This window comes from Micrococcus sp. APC 4021 (assembly GCF_030407635.1).
In the GTDB taxonomy this organism is placed as follows: domain Bacteria; phylum Actinomycetota; class Actinomycetes; order Actinomycetales; family Micrococcaceae; genus Micrococcus; species Micrococcus luteus.
Window position 1 is genome coordinate 1 of sequence record NZ_JASDCZ010000039.1, and the last position, 18,506, is coordinate 18,506.

General features: G+C 75.1%; 18 protein-coding genes. 14 read left to right on the plus strand and 4 right to left on the minus strand.

What is annotated here, in order from left to right; all coding sequences use genetic code 11:
- The first annotated feature begins 29 nt into the window (after positions 1–29).
- From mnmA to secA, 9 genes are all read left to right on the plus strand, one after another.
- The gene (mnmA, locus tag QL983_RS05250) at positions 30–1,166 is read left to right on the plus strand and encodes a tRNA 2-thiouridine(34) synthase MnmA (RefSeq protein WP_036315990.1); all 1,137 of its coding nucleotides are present in this window, start codon (positions 30–32) and stop codon (positions 1,164–1,166) included.
- 9 nt (positions 1,167–1,175) lie between these two features.
- Entirely contained in the window at positions 1,176–1,565 is a 390-nt protein-coding gene (locus tag QL983_RS05255; protein WP_060974202.1) for a chorismate mutase, read from the plus strand.
- On the plus strand, positions 1,558–2,673 hold the full coding sequence (locus QL983_RS05260) for a hypothetical protein (protein ID WP_290151605.1): 1,116 nt from the start codon (positions 1,558–1,560) through the stop codon (positions 2,671–2,673). Before QL983_RS05255 ends, QL983_RS05260 begins: the two co-directional genes overlap by 8 nt.
- Positions 2,674–2,825: 152 nt before the next feature.
- A complete protein-coding gene (gene mtrA, locus QL983_RS05265) occupies positions 2,826–3,506 on the plus strand; it encodes an MtrAB system response regulator MtrA (RefSeq protein ID WP_061867002.1) in 681 nt (226 codons plus the stop codon).
- A gap of 4 nt (positions 3,507–3,510) precedes the next feature.
- Complete coding sequence (mtrB, locus tag QL983_RS05270) at positions 3,511–5,451, plus strand: MtrAB system histidine kinase MtrB (RefSeq protein ID WP_182488665.1); 1,941 nt, start codon at positions 3,511–3,513, stop codon at positions 5,449–5,451.
- Positions 5,448–7,193 (plus strand): LpqB family beta-propeller domain-containing protein, encoded by a 1,746-nt coding sequence (locus QL983_RS05275; protein ID WP_252411563.1) that lies wholly within the window; start codon positions 5,448–5,450, stop codon positions 7,191–7,193. Before mtrB ends, QL983_RS05275 begins: the two co-directional genes overlap by 4 nt.
- Positions 7,194–7,302: 109 nt before the next feature.
- On the plus strand, positions 7,303–8,094 hold the full coding sequence (locus QL983_RS05280; RefSeq protein ID WP_252411562.1) for a phosphoribosyltransferase family protein: 792 nt from the start codon (positions 7,303–7,305) through the stop codon (positions 8,092–8,094).
- 149 nt (positions 8,095–8,243) lie between these two features.
- Entirely contained in the window at positions 8,244–8,921 is a 678-nt protein-coding gene (raiA, locus tag QL983_RS05285; protein ID WP_225348557.1) for a ribosome-associated translation inhibitor RaiA, read from the plus strand.
- Between the two features lie 174 nt (positions 8,922–9,095).
- On the plus strand, positions 9,096–11,831 hold the full coding sequence (secA, locus tag QL983_RS05290) for a preprotein translocase subunit SecA (RefSeq protein ID WP_290151616.1): 2,736 nt from the start codon (positions 9,096–9,098) through the stop codon (positions 11,829–11,831).
- 87 nt (positions 11,832–11,918) lie between these two features.
- Here the strand turns inward: secA and QL983_RS05295 are convergent, their stop codons facing one another.
- Complete coding sequence (locus QL983_RS05295; protein ID WP_049147321.1) at positions 11,919–12,431, minus strand: Rv3235 family protein; 513 nt, start codon at positions 12,429–12,431, stop codon at positions 11,919–11,921.
- A gap of 50 nt (positions 12,432–12,481) precedes the next feature.
- Positions 12,482–13,234 carry a hypothetical protein gene (locus QL983_RS05300; RefSeq protein WP_159228338.1) on the minus strand — a complete coding sequence of 251 codons (753 nt, stop codon included), beginning with the start codon at positions 13,232–13,234 and terminating at the stop codon, positions 12,482–12,484.
- Positions 13,235–13,389: 155 nt separating this feature from the next.
- On the opposite strand from QL983_RS05300, the gene QL983_RS05305 reads away from it, so the two are divergent.
- Complete coding sequence (locus QL983_RS05305) at positions 13,390–13,947, plus strand: hypothetical protein (RefSeq protein WP_049159968.1); 558 nt, start codon at positions 13,390–13,392, stop codon at positions 13,945–13,947.
- Positions 13,948–13,962: 15 nt separating this feature from the next.
- On the opposite strand, the gene QL983_RS05310 is transcribed toward QL983_RS05305, so the two are convergent.
- Complete coding sequence (locus QL983_RS05310; protein ID WP_002854861.1) at positions 13,963–14,187, minus strand: helix-turn-helix domain-containing protein; 225 nt, start codon at positions 14,185–14,187, stop codon at positions 13,963–13,965.
- Between the two features lie 237 nt (positions 14,188–14,424).
- Between QL983_RS05310 and QL983_RS05315 the strand changes: the two genes are divergently transcribed.
- Genes QL983_RS05315 through QL983_RS05330 form a run of 4 tightly spaced genes read left to right on the plus strand, consistent with a single transcriptional unit; the run spans position 14,425 to position 17,823 of the window.
- Positions 14,425–15,060: an SAF domain-containing protein gene (locus tag QL983_RS05315; protein ID WP_205812351.1), complete on the plus strand. Its 636-nt coding sequence runs from the start codon at positions 14,425–14,427 to the stop codon at positions 15,058–15,060.
- Positions 15,061–15,062: 2 nt separating this feature from the next.
- The gene (locus QL983_RS05320) at positions 15,063–15,404 is read left to right on the plus strand and encodes a hypothetical protein (protein WP_290151627.1); all 342 of its coding nucleotides are present in this window, start codon (positions 15,063–15,065) and stop codon (positions 15,402–15,404) included.
- 2 nt (positions 15,405–15,406) lie between these two features.
- Positions 15,407–16,345 (plus strand): hypothetical protein, encoded by a 939-nt coding sequence (locus tag QL983_RS05325; protein ID WP_290151630.1) that lies wholly within the window; start codon positions 15,407–15,409, stop codon positions 16,343–16,345.
- Positions 16,315–17,823: a PAS domain-containing sensor histidine kinase gene (locus tag QL983_RS05330; protein WP_290151633.1), complete on the plus strand. Its 1,509-nt coding sequence runs from the start codon at positions 16,315–16,317 to the stop codon at positions 17,821–17,823. Before QL983_RS05325 ends, QL983_RS05330 begins: the two co-directional genes overlap by 31 nt.
- A 62-nt stretch (positions 17,824–17,885) precedes the next feature.
- On the opposite strand, the gene QL983_RS05335 is transcribed toward QL983_RS05330, so the two are convergent.
- Positions 17,886–18,134, minus strand: a complete 249-nt coding sequence (locus QL983_RS05335; protein WP_002854852.1) for a WhiB family transcriptional regulator — start codon at positions 18,132–18,134, stop codon at positions 17,886–17,888.
- Positions 18,135–18,506 lie beyond the last annotated feature (372 nt).

Here is an 18,506-nt window from a genome sequence, read left to right on the forward strand (position 1 = left end):
CCGGCCGTCGTCGAGAGAGGAGTCCGCCCGTGAAGGTCCTGGCTGCCATGTCCGGGGGAGTCGACTCCGCCGTCGCCGCGGCGCGTGCCGTGGACGCCGGGCACGACGTCGTCGGCGTCCACCTGGCCCTGTCCCGCATGCCCGGCACCCTGCGCACCGGCTCGCGTGGCTGCTGCACCATCGAGGACGCCTCGGACGCGTGGCGCGCGTGCGAGCGGCTCGGCATCCCCTTCTACACGTGGGACTTCTCCGAGCGGTTCGCGGAGGACGTCGTGGACGACTTCGTGGCCGAGTACGAGGCCGGCCGCACGCCCAACCCGTGCATGCGCTGCAACGAGCGCATCAAGTTCGCGGCGCTGCTCGAGCGCGCCCTCGAGCTGGGCTTCGACGCCGTCTGCACCGGCCACTACGCCGCCGTGCGGCCCGGTCCGGACGGCTCGCTGGAGCTGCACCGCGCCGCGGACGACGCGAAGGACCAGTCCTACGTGCTCGGCGTGCTCACCGCGGATCAGCTCGCCCACTGCCTCTTCCCGCTCGCGGACACGCCGTCCAAGGAGCTCGTGCGCGCCGAGGCGGCCGAGCGCGGCCTGTCCGTGGCGGCGAAGCCGGACTCCCACGACATCTGCTTCATCCCGGACGGCGACACCCGCGGCTGGCTCGCCGAGCGCATCGACCTCGCCCCCGGCCCCATCGTCGACCCGGAGGGGCAGGAGCTCGGCACCCACGCGGGCGCCCAGGCGTTCACGGTCGGCCAGCGCAAGGGCCTGGCCATCGGCCGTCCCGCGCCCGACGGCAAGCCCCGGTTCGTGCTCGAGGTGCGGCCGAAGGAGAACACCGTGGTCGTCGGCGGGCGCGAGCTGCTCGACGTCGACCGCATCACCGGCATCCGCCCGTCCTGGGCCGGCGCCCCGGTGCCCGAAGCCCGCACGGGCGCCTGGTTCGACTGCGCGCTGCAGTTCCGGGCCCACGGCGAGATCGTCGAGGCCCGCGCCCGCCAGCGCGCGGACGCGGCGGGGCACCCGGGGTGGGAGATCGAGCCGGCGCGCCCCCTGCGCGGGGTGGCCCCCGGTCAGACGGCCGTCCTGTACCGGGGCACCCGCGTGCTCGGCCAGGCCACCATCGACACCGCCCGCAATGCCCGGCTGTCCGCCCCCGCGGATGCGTAGGCTTCGGCCATGAGCCCGGACTACGACCCCCACGCCAGCTCGCTGCCCGGCACCGCGGACCCGGCGGTCCTCGACGAGCTCTTCGCGATCCGCGGCAGCATCGACAACATCGACGCCTCGCTCGTCTACCTGCTGGCCGAGCGGTTCAAGTTCACGCAGCGGGTCGGCGCGCTCAAGGCCCGGCACGACCTGCCGCCCTCGGACCCCGGACGTGAGGCCGCCCAGATCGCGCGGCTGCACCGACTCGCGCTCGAGGCGGACCTCGAGCCCGCGTTCGCCGAGAAGTTCCTGAACTTCATCATCGCCGAGGTCATCCGCCACCACCGCGCGCTGGCGGCCGAGGGCCGGCCGGACGCCGAGGCGGAGCCGGGGGAGAGCCCCGGGGACGCGGATGACTGAGGCCGCCCACGACGACGGCGCCACCGGCCCCGTCGCCCTCGGCGGCACGCCGTGGCGCGGCACCGACGTCGCCGAGGCGCAGCGCGTCACGCTCGGCGAACTCGGCGCAGACCACTGGCCGGTGCTTCCCGAGCTGCCCGATCGCGGACCCGGCGCCGACGCCACCGGCCGCTCGGCCGCCCTCCTGCAGGAGCTGGCCGTCGACCTGCAGCCGCACGGCTGGCGGGTCAGCCCGCCCGGGGCCGCCGGCTCCGGCCGAGACCGACGCCGCGCCGTCTCCCTCTGGCACGAGGACGCGCACCGCTGGGCGGACACCGCGGGGGCCGAGGGCGCCGTCGTCGAACGTCTGGCCGTGCGGGTGCGCGGCCCGCTCAGCCTGCTCGCCGGCCTCTGGCTGCCCGGGGGAGAGCGCGTCCTCGGCGACCACGGCGCGCGCCGCGACGTCGCCGAGTCCTATCTCGAGGGACTGCAGGACGCCCTGCCCCGCCTCCGGAGGGCCACCGGCGCGGGACGCCTCGGCGTCGTCGTCGACGAGCCGTGGGCGGCGGCCGTCCTCGCCGGGACCCTGCCCACCGCGAGCGGGTACCGCACCGTCCGGTCGCTGCCGCGCGAGGAGGCCCGCGGACTGTGGCGCGCCGCCCTCGCCAGGCTCACCGCCCTGCCCGACGTCGCCCGAGTGTGGCTCGCGCCGGGCCGCCGCGCCGCCTCCCCGGGGGCCGAGCTGCCCGGGCCCGCCGCGCTGGCGACGCTGACGGGAGAGTCCCTGCCCAGGCCCGACGCAGCCGCGGACGCGCCCGCCCGGGCCCCGGTCTCGCTCGTGGTGGGCGTGGGCCCCCTCGACGACGGCGCGGACGGTTCGCCCGGCACCCGCGAGGCGTGGGAGGCGGCGGCCGGCTGGGCCGACGTCGGGCGCGGGCTGACCCTGGCCCCCGAGCCGGGCGTGCGCCCGGTCGACGTCGTCCGCACGTGGGAACGGCTGGGGGTGGACCCCGGACGGGTGGGCGACGTCGGCCTCACAGCGGCGGGGCCGCACGACCCCGCCGTGCTCCGCACTCTGCGGCGGGACGCGGAGGAGCTGGCCGCGCGGCTCGCCGAGCTGCGCGGCTGAGCCGGCGCCCCGACGGACCGGGACGACCTCCGGCGTCGTCGGCCGTGGACGGGCCCGCCCGGCGGGTATCATCGGGCTGATCCTGAAAATTTCCTGTGCCCGGGGCCGGTCCCGCCTGCGGCGCCGGGGGGAGCGCTGACGAGGAGGTCAGGATGGGCAAGGCCAAGATCCTGGTGGTGGACGACGACGAGGCGCTGGCCGAGATGATCGGCATCGTCCTGCGCAACGACGGCTTCGAGCCGGCGTTCGCCGCGGACGGCACCTCCGCACTGCCCGCGTTCCACCGCGAGCGTCCCGATCTCGTGCTGCTGGACCTCATGCTCCCCGGCATCGACGGCATCGAGGTCTGCAGGCTCATCCGAGACGAGTCGGACGTGCCGATCGTGATGCTCACGGCCAAGTCGGACACGGCGGACGTCGTGCGCGGCCTCGAGTCGGGTGCGGACGACTACGTGCCCAAGCCGTTCAAGCCGGCCGAGCTCGTGGCCCGCGTCCGGGCCCGCCTGCGTGAGGGGGAGGCCAAGCCGGCGGAGGTCCTGCACATCGGGGACCTCGAGATCGACGTGGCGGGCCACGAGGTCACCCGCGGCGGCGTCGGCATCGCCCTCACCCCGCTGGAGTTCGACCTCCTCGTGGCCCTCGCCCGGCGGCCGCGCCACGTCTTCACCCGCGAGATGCTGCTGGAGGAGGTCTGGGGGTACCGGCACCAGGCCGACACCCGGCTCGTGAACGTCCACGTCCAGCGCCTGCGCTCGAAGGTCGAGCCGGATCCCGAGAACCCGTGCGTCGTGCTGACCGTCCGCGGCGTCGGGTACAAGGCCGGCCAGGGCTGAGGGCATGACGGTGTCCGGCCCGGGTCTGAGCGCGGCCCCGGCGGCCGAGCCCGGCGCCGAGCCGGTCGAGCCCGCCGCCGGCCGCCCACGGTCGTGGGTCCCCGGCCCCGCGTGGCGTGCGCTGCGCCGCCGGTGGCGTCGGTCCCTGCGGCTGCGCACGGCGGTGCTCGCGGCCCTGCTCTCGATCCTCGCGGGCCTCGTGGTCGCCGCGTTCCTGACGCAGCAGATCACCCAGGCCCTCTTCGAGGCCCGCTACGAGCAGGTCCAGGCCGAGGCCCGCCGTGGCCTGAGTCAGGTGCGCGAGACGTTCGCGCAGACCACCGCCACGGACGCGCAGAGCACGGACGTGCTGGTGACCCAGACCCTGCGTGCCCTCGAGGGGGACTCGGGCACGACGATCCGCCGCCGCTACCACCTCGCCCCGCTGCCGGGCTCCGAGTCCGCGTACGTGGGGACGATCTCCTCCGCCGGTCTCGATCCCGCGGTGATCCCCCAGGAGCTGCAGGACGCGGTCGCCTCCGGGCCGGGCGTGTACGACGCGAGCGTGGCGCTGCCGGACCCCGGCGGCGGCACCCGGCCCGGCCTCGTGTTCGGCGCCCAGGTGGTGCTGCCCCCGGGTGCCACCTACGGGCTCTACCTCGTCTACGACCTCGCGGACGTCCAGAGCTCGCTGGACTCGGTGCTCGGGGTGCTGCTGGTGTTCGGCGTCGGATTCCTGGTGATCAACGTGCTGGTCTCGTGGTGGGTCTCGCGGCGTGTGACCCTGCCCGTGCAGCAGGCGGCCCGGGCGGCCGAGTCCCTCTCGAGCGGCAACCTGGCCGTGCGGATGCCGGTCGACGGTGAGGACGAGATGGCCCGCCTGGGCATGTCCTTCAACCGGATGGCGGACAGCATCCAGGACCAGATCGGCCAGCTCGCCCAGCTGTCCCAGATGCAGCAGCGGTTCGTCTCGGACGTCTCCCATGAGCTGCGCACGCCGCTGACGACCGTGCGGATGGCGGCCGACGTGCTGTACGGCTCGCGCGAGGACTTCGACCCGGTCAACCGACGCTCGACCGAGCTGCTCTACCACCAGGTCGATCGCTTCCAGGCCATGCTCGCGGACCTGCTGGAGATCACCCGGTTCGACGCCGGCGCCGCCACCCCGGCCCTCGAGGCCACGGACATGCTCGAGCTGGCCCGCGACGTCGTGCTCACCTCTCAGCCGTTGGCCGATCAGAGCGGCGTGCCCGTGTACGTGGTGCCCATGGACCGGGACCGCGCCGACGGCCACGTCGCCTGGGTCGACCCGCGGCGGATCGAACGGATCCTGCGCAACCTGGTGAACAACGCGATCGAGCACGCCGAGGGCCGGCCGGTGGACGTGCTCGTGGCGGCCGACGAGGAGGCCGTCACGTTCGCCGTCGTGGACCACGGCATCGGCATGAGCCCCGAGCAGGTGCAGCGCGTGTTCGACCGGTTCTGGCGGGCCGACCCCTCACGCAAGCGCACCACCGGCGGGTCCGGACTGGGTCTGGCGATCGCCACCGAGGACACCCGGCTGCACGGCGGCCGGCTCGAGGCGTGGGGCGAGCTGGGGGAGGGGTCCACGTTCATGGTGACCCTGCCGCGGGCGCCGCGCCCGGCCGCGCAGGGCGCGGAGGCCCCGGAACCGATCGGCCGCTCCGTGCTGCCCATCCCGCCCCGCTACAGCACGGCGGACCGCCGGTACGCCGATGACCTGTCCCGACCCGTCCCGCAGGAGGCGGACGCCGACGCCGACGCCGTCGGCAGGGTCGCGGACGTCGCCGCCACGGCCGCGGACGCCCCACCGTCCGCGCGCCAGGCCGAGCAGGCCCTGACCGCACCGACCCGGCCGGTGTGCGTGGCCCCTCCGGGGGATCCCGCCGACGGGCCGGCCGCCGGGGACCGGACCGGCGAGGACGCGGCAGAGGAGGCCCGATGACCACCGTGGATCCGCAGCCGCCCCGCCCGCCGCGTGTCGCCGTCGTCGCGGTGATCGTCGCCCTGGTGCTCGCCCTCAGCGGCTGCACCCAGATCCCCCAGAGCTCCGAAGTGCGCAGCGCCGACCCGGTCGACGGGGCCAGCGCGGCCGCCGACGCGCCGCAGTTCCATCCGCCGGGACCCGCCGAGTCGGACACGGCGGAGGAGGCCATCCGGGGCTTCCTGCTCGCGGGCACGAGCCCGCAGGACGACTACGCGGTGGCGCGCGAGTTCCTCGACGGCCCCGCGGCCACCCAGTGGACGCCCGGGCAGCGCACCCTCGTGTACTCGGCGGAGCCGCGCATCACCCGGGGCGACGGCGACGGGGACTACCAGATCCAGGTCGAGGTCGACTCGGAGATCGACGAGTACGGCCTGCGGACCGTCGCGCCGCCGGGGACCACACGGGCCTGGGCGGTCACCGTGCAGGAACGGCCCCAGGGCATGCGGATCACGTCCACGGAGAACGGCACGCTGCTCTCCCAGGCGCAGTTCGGACAGCTGTTCGCGCCGCACGAGCTCGCCTTCTACGACACCGCGAAGCGCTATATCGTGCCGGACGTGCGGTGGTTCGTCAATCGGGGCACCACCGTGACCGCGGTGACGCGAGCGCTGCTGCGCGGGCCGGCACCGTATCTGGCCGGGGCGGTGGAGACGGCCTTCCCGCTGCGCACCGGCACCGACCTGGCCGCGCCCACGGTGCCCGTCGACGACGACGGCGTGGCCCACGTCGACCTCACCCAGGCGGCCGCCGAGGGGGCCGACGCCGAGCGGCGGCACCGCATGCGGGAGCAGCTGGAGCTGACCCTGAGGGGCCTCCAGTCGGTCAAGGAGGTCGAGGTGACCGTCGCCGGTGCCCAGCTGTCCACGTCGGGAGACGACGGCCCCGCCCCGGTCCAGACCGACCCCGCCGTCAGATCGGTCCAGGTGGGCATCGACGCGGCGACGGGCGGACTCGTGTACGTGCAGGGGAGCAGCGTCACGCCGGTGGGCGGCGCTCCGGACGTCACCGCGCTCGATCCGGTCCGCCCGACGATGTCCGGCGACCGCAGCCGATTCGCGTTCGTCACCGGTGACCGGACGGCGGTCCACGTCGCCGGCACGGACGGCTCCCTGCGGGAGGTGCTGCGCGGCACCGGGCTTACCGTCCCGTCGCTGGACCTCCTGGGCTGGGTGTGGGCGGCCGACCGGGGCACGACCTCGCGGATCCGCGCCGTCTCGGCCCAGCCCGGCGGGCAGGAGCGCATCGTGACGGCCACCTGGCTGCGCCCCGGCGAGCGGATCGTCGACCTGCGGTTGGCCCGGAGCGGGGCCCGGGCCGCGATGCTCGTCGACGACGGCCAGCGGACCACCCTGCGCGTGTCCGGCGTCGTGCGCGGTTCGGACGGGGTGCCGAACGCCCTGACCGAGCCGATCCTGCTGCCCTCCTCCGGGTCGGAGGACTCGGTGGAGTGGGCCGGCGACACGAACCTGCTCGTCTCGGCGTACGCCGCGAAGCCCGACGAGCGCGTGGTGCCGCGGATCGTCTCGGTCGATGGCACCGTCCGGGAGCTCAACCCACTGGGCGGCCTGCGGGGGATCTCCGCCGGCGACGACGGCGCCTATTACGCGGAGACGGAGGAGTTCGTGTTCCTGCTGGTGGGCTCCTCGTGGCGGGCGCAGGAGCTCGACCGCGGGGTGCGCGACCTCTCGTTCCCGGACTGAGCCGGGCCGGCGCTCACCGCCCCGTCGTCCACTCCTGCACAGCCGTCCTGTCCCGCACAGCGGCCCGCCCCGGCGCCTGGACGGCGGTGTCGTGCGGTGGACTCGTCCCATGCGCTCCCCGCCGTCCTCCCCGTCCCCGGCGTTCGGCGCCCTCGGTCGGGCCCTGGCCGACCTGGTCCTGCCCGCCGAGTGCGCGGTGTGCGCGGCGCCGGGTCACCGGCTCTGCCCGGCCTGCGCGGAGGGACTGACCGCCGTCCTGTCCCGGCCCTTCCGGGCGGAGCAGGACGCCCCGGCTTTGCCCTTGGGCCCCGGCGGCGCTCCGCTGCCGGTGATGGCGGCCGGGCGCTACGCAGACCCGCTGGCGGCCGCCGTGCTCGCGTTCAAGGACCATCACGCGCTGCACCTGCGCGGCGTGCTGGGCGAGGCCCTGTGCCGGGCCGTCGCCGCGGCGCGTCTCGAGCCGGACCTGCCCGGGGCGCGGCACGCCCTGCTCGTCCCGGTCCCGGGCGGCGCGGTCGGATTCCGACGGCGTGGCTACGACCCGCTCGCCGAGCTCACCCGGGCGCTGCCGGCGCCGTGGCTGGTCTCCGACGCCGTCCGTGCGCGCCTGCTGCCCCGCGCGAGCACGCTCCGGGGCGGCGGCCCGTCCCACGCGGGCGCCGGGGCGGGCCAGCGCCGCCGGCGGGCCCGGGACTGGCGCGTCGTCGCCGGGCGGCTGCCGGCCGGCGCGCCCGTCCTGCTCGTGGACGACGTCCTCACCACCGGCGCCACCCTCGCCGCGCTCGCGGAGGCGGTGCGCCGCGCCGGCGGGCACCCCGTCGGGGCCGTCGTGCTCGCGGCCGTGGCCCCGCCGCGGGACCCCGCCGAGCCTGGCCCCCGGCCAGGCCCCCGGGTAGGGTGAACGGCACGGAATCGCCCCTACGGTTCCCGTCCTGCCGACGGCTGGAAGGAGGTCGCACCCTCGGACCCGCCGCCGCCCTGCGGACGCGACACCGAGGCGCACCTCCCCTCCCGAGGCCGGACCCGTGAGAGTCGGACCAGGAGGACGCCATGACCATGGATGTCAGCTACATCGCCCGCAACATCAGCCTCTCGGAGAGCTTCCGCGACCACGTCGTCGAGCGCACCGAGCGCCTCCAGCCGCTCGCCGAGGGCGCCGACACGCTCGAGGTCCGCGTGACGAAGTCCTCCCACCACAAGCACTCGGACGAGACGGTTCGCGTGGAACTGACGGTCCGCGGCCCGCGGGACGTCGTGCGGGCCGAGGCCGACGCGGACGACAAGCTGGTCGCCTTCGACCAGGCCGCCACCCGACTGGCCGAGCGCCTGCGGCGCATGCGCGACCGCCGCAAGGACCGCCGTCACGGCAAGCTCGGCGCCTCCCGCGGTGCGGGCGAGGTCGGATTCGTGCCGCCGCTGCCGCCGTCGGGTGCCGCGCTGGCCGCGGAGGAGGCCGCCGAGCAGGACGCCCCCGAGGTGGGCACCCCGGTGCGCATCCGCCAGAAGGCGTTCCCCGCGACCCCCATGAGCGTGGACGAGGCCGTGGACGCGATGGAGCTGGTGGGTCATGACTTCTTCCTCTTCCAGAACGCCGAGACCGGCGTGCCCTCCGTGGTCTACCGCCGCCGGGGCTGGAGCTACGGCGTGATCCGCCTGGACGAGTCCCTCCCGCAGGATCACGTCTCCGCCTCCGAGGGGGAGCGGGCCTACCAGGCGCGGGAGGACTGACCGCCCCGCCGACGTCGACCACGACCTGCTGACGCCGCGGCGCCCGTCCCCTCCGGGACGGGCGCCGCGGCCCGTCCGGACTCGGCCCGTACACTGTCCCGGAGACCGCGCCACGGCCGAGCGCGAGGGGCATCCCGTCCCGCCCCGGCCACACCGCAAGGGAGCAGAGAACCAGTGCCTTCGATCATCGACCGCGTCCTGAAGATCTCGGACAACCGCGTCCTCAAGCGCATGCAGGCCACGGTGGACGCCGTGAACCTCCTCGAGGATGACTTCCGGGCGCTCAGCGATGCGGAGCTGCGTGCCGAGACGGACGCGCTCCGGGCCAGGCATGCGGACGGCGAGTCGTTGGACCTGCTCCTGCCGGAGGCGTTCGCCGCGGTCCGGGAGGCCGCGGGACGCACGCTCGGCCAGCGGCACTACGACGTCCAGCTGCTCGGCGGCATCGCGTTGCACCAGGGCAACATCGCGGAGATGAAGACCGGCGAGGGCAAGACCCTCGTGGCCACCGCTCCGGCCTACCTCAACGCGCTGTCCGGCAGGGGCGTGCACGTGGTGACGGTCAACGACTTCCTCGCCTCCTACCAGGCCGACCTCATGGGCCGCGTGTTCCGCTTCCTCGGCATGCAGACGGGCGTCATCGTGGCGGGCCAGACCCCGGCCGTACGGCGCGAGCAGTACGCCGCGGACATCACCTACGGCACGAACAACGAGTTCGGCTTCGACTTCCTCCGGGACAACATGGCCTGGTCCCTCGACGAGCTCGTGCAGCGTGAGCACCACTACGCGATCGTCGACGAGGTGGACTCGATCCTCATCGACGAGGCCCGCACCCCGCTGATCATCTCCGGCCCCGCCCAGGGAGAGGCCAACCGGTGGTACGGCGAGTTCGCCCGGCTGGTGCGCCGCCTCGAGGCGGACACGGACTACGAGGTGGACCACAAGAAGCGCACCGTCGGCATCCTCGGCCCCGGCATCGAGAAGGTCGAGGACCACCTCGGCATCACGAACCTGTACGAGACGCAGAACACCACGCTCATCCAGTTCCTGAACAACGCGGTCAAGGCCAAGGAGCTGTTCAAGCGGGACAAGGACTACGTGGTCCTCGACGGCGAGGTGCAGATCGTCGACGAGCACACGGGCCGCGTGCTCAAGGGACGCCGCTACAACGAGGGGCTCCACCAGGCCATCGAGGCCAAGGAGGGCGTCGAGGTCAAGCCCGAGAACCAGACGCTGGCCACGGTGACCCTGCAGAACTACTTCCGCGGCTACGAGAAGCTCGCCGGCATGACGGGCACCGCCGAGACGGAGGCCGCCGAGTTCACGTCGACCTACGGCCTCGGCGTCGTCGTGATCCCGCCGAACCGGGAGCGACAGCGCGTGGACCGCAACGACGTGGTGTACAAGAACGAGAAGGTCAAGTTCGACGCCGTCGTCGACGACATCGCCGAGCGGCACGCGAAGGGCCAACCGGTCCTGGTGGGCACCACCTCGGTGGAGAAGTCCGAGTACCTCTCCACGCTGCTGGCCAAGCGCGGCGTCCGCCACGAGGTCCTGAACGCGAAGAACCACGCCCGCGAGGCCGCCATCGTGGCGCAGGCCGGCCGCCCGGGCGCCGTCACCGTGGCCACCAACATGGCCGGCCGCGGCACCGACATCATGCTCGGCGGCAACGCCGAGTTCACGGCGGTGGCCCGCATGCAGGAGCTGGGCCTCGACGCCGCCGAGGACCCGGAGGCGTACGAGGCCCGCTGGCCCGAGGTGCTGGCGCAGGCCGAGGCCGCCGTGGAGGACGCGCACCGCGCGGTCATCGAGGCCGGCGGCCTGTACGTGGTGGGCACCGAGCGCCACGACTCGCGCCGCATCGACAACCAGCTGCGCGGTCGTTCCGGCCGTCAGGGCGACCCGGGCGAGTCCCGGTTCTACCTCTCCCTCACGGACGAGCTCATGCGCAACTTCAACCCGGGCGTGGCCCAGCGGATCATGAACAGCCCGTCGATCCCGGACGACATGGCGCTCGAGTTCGGCTTCGTCTCGAAGGCGATCCAGAACGCGCAGGCGCAGGTCGAGGGGCGCAACGCCGAGCAGCGCAAGAACGTGCTCAAGTACGACGACGTGATGAACCGCCAGCGCGAGGCCATCTACACGGACCGCCGTTCCATCCTCGAGGGGGAGGACCTGCAGGACCGGGTGCGCCGCTTCGTGGAGGACGCCGTCGGGAACATCGTGGACGCGGCCACCGAGGAGGGCCACGCCACCGACTGGGACCTCGACCAGCTGTGGCGGGACCTGGCAGAGCTCTACCCCGTGGGCATCTCGCAGGAGGACGTCCTCGACGAGGTCGGCGGCCGGGGCCGGCTCAAGGCCGAGGTCCTCAAGCGCGAACTCGTCTCCGATGCGCTCCTGGCGTACGAGGACCGGGAGGCGCAGGTGGGGTCCGAGGCGCTGCGGGAGGCGGAGCGTCGCGTGGTGCTCGCCACCATCGGGCGCCGCTGGCAGGAGCATCTCTACGAGATGGACTACCTCAAGGAGGGCATCGGGCTGCGCGCGATGGCCCAGCGCGAGCCCCTCGTGGAGTACCAGCGCGAGGGCTACACGATGTTCCAGAACATGCTCGCCGCCATCCGCGAGGACGCCGTGCGCACGCTGTTCCAGGCGCAGATCAGTGCGGCCCCCGCGTCGACGTCGCTGCCCGGCGTCCAGGACGCCCGCGCCGTGACGATGGCCGCGCAGATCTCCGTGGAGGGCATCGACGCCCCGCAGCAGCCGGCGCAGCTGCGTTTCACCGGTCCGTCCGAGGACGGGCAGAGCGCGGTCACCCGCAGCGGCACGGACTCCGGCGCCACGGTCGCGGCGGGCACGAACCGCCGCTCCCGCCGTCAGGCGGAGCGCCGCGGCCGCCGCGGCTGACCGGCATCCCGCCACGACGCAGGACGAGGGCCCGCAGACCTCCAGGTCTCCGGGCCCTCGCTCGTCAGTCCGACGGGACGATCCGGCTCAGCCGATCTCGACCGACGTCACCTTCCACCGGCTGAGCCGCCGCTCGAGTCGGAGCGCGAAGGCCCGGGCCCGGCCCTCCCACAGCACCGTCGCGCTGGCCTCCACCCGGCCGGGCGCGACCTCGCACACGCGGGCACCCACCGGGCGGGGTGCGGACGCGGGCGTCCGGGGCGGGACGGCCGCGGAGGGCCGTCGACCGGGCCCGGTCGGCGCGACGGCGCCCAGCAGCTCCATGCGACGGGTCAACTTGTCCAGGACCTCGGGCGAGAGCCAGGCGGAGAGGTCCCGCAGGGCACGGCGGCCCGTCTCGACCTCGACGCAGGCGACGGCGATCACGGCGGCGAGCGAGCGGACGCGGCGCAGCTCCTCGCGCCCCTGTTCGGTGCGGGCCCGCCGGGCGATCTCCTCACCGCGGGGCAGGACTGCGGGGCTGTGGGCGGGCCCGTGGAGGAGGGTGTCGGCGGTGCGCCGGTCGGAAGCGGCGCGGGGGCGGGTGGCGAGGGTGGTCATGGCGGTCTCCTGAGGACGAGGCGAAGCGGGGGAGTGCAGGGTCGTGGATGTCATGGCCGTGGTCCGTCCACGCCGGCGTGCGGGGCGAACACGGGAGAGGTCAGCACGGTGCCGGGCAGCAGCAGGTGCGGGTCGTCGCCGATCACTCGCCGGTTGGCCTCGTACCAGCGGCGCCACCGGGCGTCGATCTCTCGGGGGGTCGCGTCCGGGCCGAGCTCGGCGGCGGCGAGGTGCCACAGGCAGTCGCCGCGCCGGACGGTGACGGTGGGGTGGTCCGGATCTGCGCGGCCGGTGCCGGCACCCGGCGGGGCCGGCGCCGGGGGCCGGGGCGTCCACGCGGCGTCCGGCGCCGGGGCCTCGACGCCGGTGGCGTGCGCGGGGGACGCGGCCACGGTCCAGGAGGCGTCCGGCACGGGACGAGCCGTGTCCGCCCACGCGGCCGGCGCCGCGAGCAGCTGGGCACCGACGACGGCGCCGGCCACGCGTCCGAGCAGGGCGGGAGTGAGGCTCCGGCCCAGGCGGGCCCAGGCCGGCCGACCCGCACGGCGCCCCAGCGCGAGAAGCGCCAGCCCGAGCAGGCCCACCGCCCACCACGCGAGCAGTCCGAGCCCCGCGAGACCGGCACCGAGGCCCAGCACGCGGGTCAGTTCCGCCGCCGGCGCGCTGGGGCCCGTCTGCAGCAGCGCCGCGGCACAGGCGAGCAGGCCGGGTCCGGCCAGAAGCAGGACGGTGAGGCCGACGGCGTCCGCCGCGTCGACCGGCCGGGTCGGGGCCGGGCCGGCCGGTGATGTCGTGCGCTCCATGGATTCCCCTCCTGTGCGTCCGTCCGGCCGGGATCCCGCGATCAGGCCGGTGATGATGACCACAGTGAACTGCACGGCCCGATGGGTGTCAAGAGTGATGTTTGATGATGTTTGACGATGTCCGGTACGGCTGCTGAGCCTCCTATGCTGAGCGCATGCGGTGGAACGGACTCTTCGACGACCTGGAGGCGCACTGGGTCGACCTCGGATGGCAGGAGACGGTGGCCGAGGCCGCGGAGCTGACCCGAGCGGAGTGGATGGCGCTGTCCCTGGCGGACCGCCTGCGCGGAGCCCGCGGGCGGCAGGTCCGGCTCCACCTGGCCTGGGGCGAGGCCGTGGACGGCGTGGTGCACACGGTGGGCCAGGGCTGGGTCGGCGTGCACGTCGACGGCTCGGGATCGGCGATCGTCGCGGTGGACTGCGTGGCGGCCGTGGAGGCCGACCTGACCCGGGCCGCTCTCGCGCCCGAGCTCGCTGCGGCCGGCTGGGGGACGGTGCTGCGCGGCATCGCGCGGACGCGCCAGCCGGTGGCAGTGACGGGGCGCCTCGGCGCGGCACTGGCGGAGGGCACCGTGGACCGGGTCGGCGGCGATCACCTCGACATCGCCCGCCACCCGCGGGATGAGGCCCGGCGGGCCGCGGCCGTCCGCGGGCGGCTCGTCATCCCGTTCGGGGCGCTGGGGACGGTCCGGACCGCGCTGCGTCCTGCCTGAGCAGATCGTGTGGGCTCAGCGGGCCTTCGCGTCCGCCTCGGTCCATTCCCGGACGCGGGCGCGCGTCACTTCCTTCTGACGCTCCACGTAGTCCTCGAGCCAGGACACCTCGATGCGCCACTGGCCGCGGCCCCCGACCTGGATGGCCTGCAACTCACCCGAGCGGACCAGGGCGCGGGCGGCCTGACCGGAGATGTTCAGGGTCTCCGCGACATCGGTCAGGGTGAGAAAGCGCTGCACGGTGCTCCTTCGGTCGAGGCGTCCAGGACGGTCGCGGTCGGCCCACGACGTCGACCCATTCAACCCCGGGATCACCCCGAGGCGACACTTTTCCACAGCGTACGCGGCGGATCCGGCGATCCACGGCGGCGGCGGTTACCCTGGGCGCAGCGCGGAGGGGCCGACACCGACGGGGTGCCGGGGCCGCGGCGGCCCGAGAGGCCGGTCCGAAGGGGGGAACATCCGGTGTCCACGACCATGTCCGCGTCCGCCGAGGGCGGCCGTCTGCGCCGGCCCCGCTGGCGGGATCCCCGGCTCCTCGTCGGTCTCGTGCTCGTCCTCGCCTCGATCGCCGGCGTCGTGGCGCTGGTCGCCTCCTCGCAGCGGACCGCCGCGTACTGGACGGCCGCGGAGGACCTGCCCCCGGGAACGCCCATCGCGGCCGGGGACCTGCGGCCCGTGGAGGTGAACCTCAGCGAGGCCGGCGAGCGGTACCTCAGCGCCGATGCTCCGGCGCCCGAGGGGCGGATGGTCTCCGGGACGGTCCGGGCCGGCGAGCTGCTGCCGGCGGCGGCACTGGTGGACGCGGACCCGGACGGCCGTCGTCCCGTCGGGGTGGCCCTGGACGAGCCGCTGCCGTCCGGCGTGGGCGTGGGGGACCGCGTGGACGTCTGGGTGGCCATGCCCGCCGAGGGAGGCCGCGGCCATGCGGACCCGGCCCGGCTGGCCGAGGCGCTCGAGATCTCCGAGGTCACGGCGGAGCAGAGTGGCTTCGGCGGCTCGGGCACCACCCGGGTGCAGCTGCTGGCACCGGAGGAGACCCTGCCGCGCATCGTGGACGCGAAGGTCAAGGACGCGCGGGTCACCCTCGTGCCGGCCCACGGGGTGCGCTGACCGTGCGCATCGCCCTGGCCACCACCGTCCAGCCGGGCCTGGACCACATCGGCCCGCTCGAGCGGCACCAGACGGACATCACGGTCCTCCGCCGGGCCGAGGACCTCGCCGAGCTGCTCGCGATCGCCCGCTCCGGTCTCGTGGACGCGGTCCTCGTAGCCGGGGACACCGAGTCCCTCACCGCCGCCTTCCTGGAGGAGACGGCCCGGCTGCCCCGACCCGTGGGCGTGGCGGCGCTCGCGGACTCCACGACGACGGCCCCGCCACCGCGGGCGAGGGAGCCGACCCCGCACCCTCTCCGGAGGAGGGCGAACCGACCGCACCCGCGCGGGAGTCCCTGGTGACCGTGGTGTGGGGTCCCACCGGCGCCCCGGGACGCACCACCGTCGCCGTGAACCTCGCCGCCGAGCACGCCATGGCCGGCCGGAACACGCTGCTGGTCGACCTGGACACGTACGGCCCCGCCGTCGGTGTGCACCTGGGGCTGACGGAGGAGTCGGCCGGCGTGGCGCGGGCCGTGCGGCGGGCCGACCACGGCCGACTGGGCGCCGCCGACCTGGCGGCCGCGGGCGTCCGCGTCCGCGTCGCCGGCGCGGACCTGACGGTTCTGACGGGGCTCACCCGCGTGGACCGGTGGCCCGAGCTGCGCCCCGCCGCCGTCTCCGCGCTGATCGCGGCCGCCAGGGAACACTGGGACCGCGTGGTCGTCGACGTCGGGTTCGGTCTCGAGCAGGACGAGGAGTTGTCCTTCGACGTGCCCGCCCCACAGCGCAACGGTGCGACCCTGGCGGCGCTCGCCGCGGCCGACGAGGTCATCGCGGTCGGCGGGCCGGACGCCGTCGCGCTGCCCCGCCTGGTCCGCGGGGTCGAGGAGCTGGCGGAGGCGGCCCCGGCGGCACGGCTGCGCGTCGTGGTCAACCGGCTCCGGCCCGCCGCCGCCGGCGTCGCCCCGCGCGGGCAGGTCGAGGCCGTCTGGAACCGCTACGCCTCGCCGGCCACGCCCCTGGAGGCGTTCCTGCCGTGGGACCCGGCCGCCGCGGACCCCGCGCTGCTCGCCGGCCAGGTGCTCGCCGAGGCCGCTCCGAACAGCCCGCTGCGTCGCGCCCTCGCCACGCTGGCCGGTGTCCCTGCCCGCCCCGCCCGCCGCGGACGGCACCGCGCACGGCCCTCGCAGACCATCGCCGCCGTGTCGTCCGACGCCGCCCGCGACGCCACGGACCCGGGCCGCCCGGCACGTCGCCGTACCCTGATCCCATGGTCAGTTCGCTCGCGCAGGACCCCCTGACGTCGCACCCGGACATCGGAGACGAGGACCGCGCCTGGCTGCAGCGGCTCGTGGGGGACTGGCAGCTCGTGGCAGACCTGGCGCTCGCGGACCTCGTGCTCTGGTGCCCCGTGCCCCGCCGCGACGAGGCCGGAGGGTTCGTCGCGCTCGCCCAGGTCCGGCCCTTCACCGCTCCCACCCTCTTCCACCGCGACATCGTGGGCTCGCGCGCCCGCGCGGACCTGCGGGCCGTCGTCGGGCAGACGTGGCATGGCGGGGAGCGGGCCGAGGGGGCCGGCCCCGTCGAGGCCCCGGGAGGCACGCTGCAGGTGCGTCTGTGGCCGGTGGTCCGCGCCGGGAGGGTCATCGCGGTCGTCTCCGCGCACGCGGACCCGAACGGCCGGCCGGCGCGCTCGGTGATCGAGGAGAACTACAGCCGGACGGCCAGCACCCTGCTGGACATGATGCAGCACGGCCGCTGGCCGGCGCCCGAGGAGCCCTCCGGCCTCTGGGCGGGCGGCACGCCGCGGGTGGGGGACGGCCTCGTCGTGCTCGGGCCGGACTCGGTCGCCGAGTTCACCAGTCCCAACGCGGTCTCCGCCCTGCGCCGGCTGGGCATCGCCTCGACCCTCGAGGGGCACCGGCTCACCGACGTGCTGGCCAGCACCGAGGCCGCCCGCGTTCCCACCGACGAGGGGACGTGGGCGGTGCTCACCGGCCTGCGTGCCGGACGGCGGGAGGTGCAGTCCGGCGGGGCGTCCCTCACGGTGCGCTCCGTCCCCCTGCTCGGTCCGGACGGCTGGCAGGGGGCGCTGCTGCTGCTGCGCGACGTGACCGAGCTGCGCCGCCAGGAGCAGCGTCTGCTCACCAAGGACGCGACCATCCGCGAGATCCACCACCGCGTCAAGAACAACCTGCAGACCGTGGGATCGCTGCTGCGCATGCAGGCGCGGCGCACGTCCTCGCCCGAGGCGGAGCGTGCGCTGCGTCAGGCGATGCAGCGGGTGGACACGATCGCCCTCGTCCACCAGACGCTGAGCGAGGAGATCGAGGGCCAGGTCCCCGTGGACGGTCTGCTGCAGCGGCAGTTCCGCCTGGCCGTCGAGGTGGCCGGGGACGGGCGGCCGCTGCAGGTCGCGGTCACGGGCGAGTTCGGTGAACTGCCCTCCCACGTGACCACGCCGCTGGCGCTGGTGCTCAATGAGCTGGCGGCCAACGCCGTCGAGCACGGCACGGCGCCGGGCGGTGGCTGCGTGGGCCTGCACGCCGACCGCGAGTCGACCCCCGCGGGAACGGTGCTGGTCGTGTCCGTGACGGACGGCGGCCCCGCCGCCCCCGACGGATGGGTGCCGGGGGAGTCTCCCCGCGCGGGCGAGGGATCGGGGCTCGGCCTGCGCATCGTGCACTCGCTCGTGGAGGGGGACCTGCGCGGCACCCTGCGCTGGGAGCGGTCCGACGACGGCGGCACGCGCGTCGTGCTGCGACTGCCCCTGACGTGAGCCCGGCCGGGCATGACGACGGCCCCGTCGACGAGGTCGACGGGGCCGGTGGTCCGGGTGGGTCAGGAGGCGCGGCGGGCGCGCGCCGCGCGGCGCTTCATGGCGCGCCGCTCGTCCTCGCTCATGCCGCCCCAGACGCCCGAGTCCTGGCCGGACTCCATGGCCCACTTCAGGCACGTGTCCACGACCTCACACGAACGGCACACCGCCTTGGCCTCCTCGATCTGCAGGAGGGCGGGGCCGGTGTTGCCCACGGGGAAGAACAGCTCCGGGTCCTTGTCCAGGCACGCTGCTTTACTGCGCCAATCCATCGGTCCGCTCACTTTCTGTCGGAAGAGCCGGAGCCCGCGGGCGCCGGTGGTCACGGCCTCCGCCGGCGGCGGGCGCGGGGGCCTGCGCGGACGACGCGCGGCACGACCGATACGGAGGGCGACCCTGGTCATTGCAACGGGGACCGCTTTCGTACGAACGCGGCCCCCGGAAATCTTTCGCGTGCCATCCTCGCACGGCCCTCACGAGTGAACAAGAGGTGAATGAGGTGCATCACCGCACCTCCCAGTGAGTCCTTGGTCACACCCATGCCCGGGGCGGCGCGTCGCCGCGGACCTGGCCCGCGCACCGCCCGGCGTACGGTGGGGGACACGTCCGTCCCCGCAGCCGTCCCGCAGGAGAGGCCCCATGGC

Excerpts from the sequence above, each read along its gene's own strand:
- QL983_RS05300 (WP_159228338.1), bottom strand. The coding sequence starts at position 13,234 with ATGGAGCGCACGACATCACCGGCCGGCCCGGCCCCGACCCGGCCGGTC.
- QL983_RS05280 (WP_252411562.1), top strand. The coding sequence starts at position 7,303 with ATGCGCTCCCCGCCGTCCTCCCCGTCCCCGGCGTTCGGCGCCCTCGGT.
- QL983_RS05260 (WP_290151605.1), top strand. The coding sequence starts at position 1,558 with ATGACTGAGGCCGCCCACGACGACGGCGCCACCGGCCCCGTCGCCCTC.
- QL983_RS05295 (WP_049147321.1), bottom strand. The coding sequence starts at position 12,431 with ATGACCACCCTCGCCACCCGCCCCCGCGCCGCTTCCGACCGGCGCACC.
- QL983_RS05315 (WP_205812351.1), top strand. The coding sequence starts at position 14,425 with ATGTCCGCGTCCGCCGAGGGCGGCCGTCTGCGCCGGCCCCGCTGGCGG.
- QL983_RS05255 (WP_060974202.1), top strand. The coding sequence starts at position 1,176 with ATGAGCCCGGACTACGACCCCCACGCCAGCTCGCTGCCCGGCACCGCG.
- raiA (WP_225348557.1), top strand. The coding sequence starts at position 8,244 with ATGACCATGGATGTCAGCTACATCGCCCGCAACATCAGCCTCTCGGAG.
- QL983_RS05330 (WP_290151633.1), top strand. The coding sequence starts at position 16,315 with ATGGTCAGTTCGCTCGCGCAGGACCCCCTGACGTCGCACCCGGACATC.
- QL983_RS05305 (WP_049159968.1), top strand. The coding sequence starts at position 13,390 with ATGCGGTGGAACGGACTCTTCGACGACCTGGAGGCGCACTGGGTCGAC.
- mtrB (WP_182488665.1), top strand. The coding sequence starts at position 3,511 with ATGACGGTGTCCGGCCCGGGTCTGAGCGCGGCCCCGGCGGCCGAGCCC.
- QL983_RS05335 (WP_002854852.1), bottom strand. The coding sequence starts at position 18,134 with ATGGATTGGCGCAGTAAAGCAGCGTGCCTGGACAAGGACCCGGAGCTG.
- QL983_RS05275 (WP_252411563.1), top strand. The coding sequence starts at position 5,448 with ATGACCACCGTGGATCCGCAGCCGCCCCGCCCGCCGCGTGTCGCCGTC.
- mtrA (WP_061867002.1), top strand. The coding sequence starts at position 2,826 with ATGGGCAAGGCCAAGATCCTGGTGGTGGACGACGACGAGGCGCTGGCC.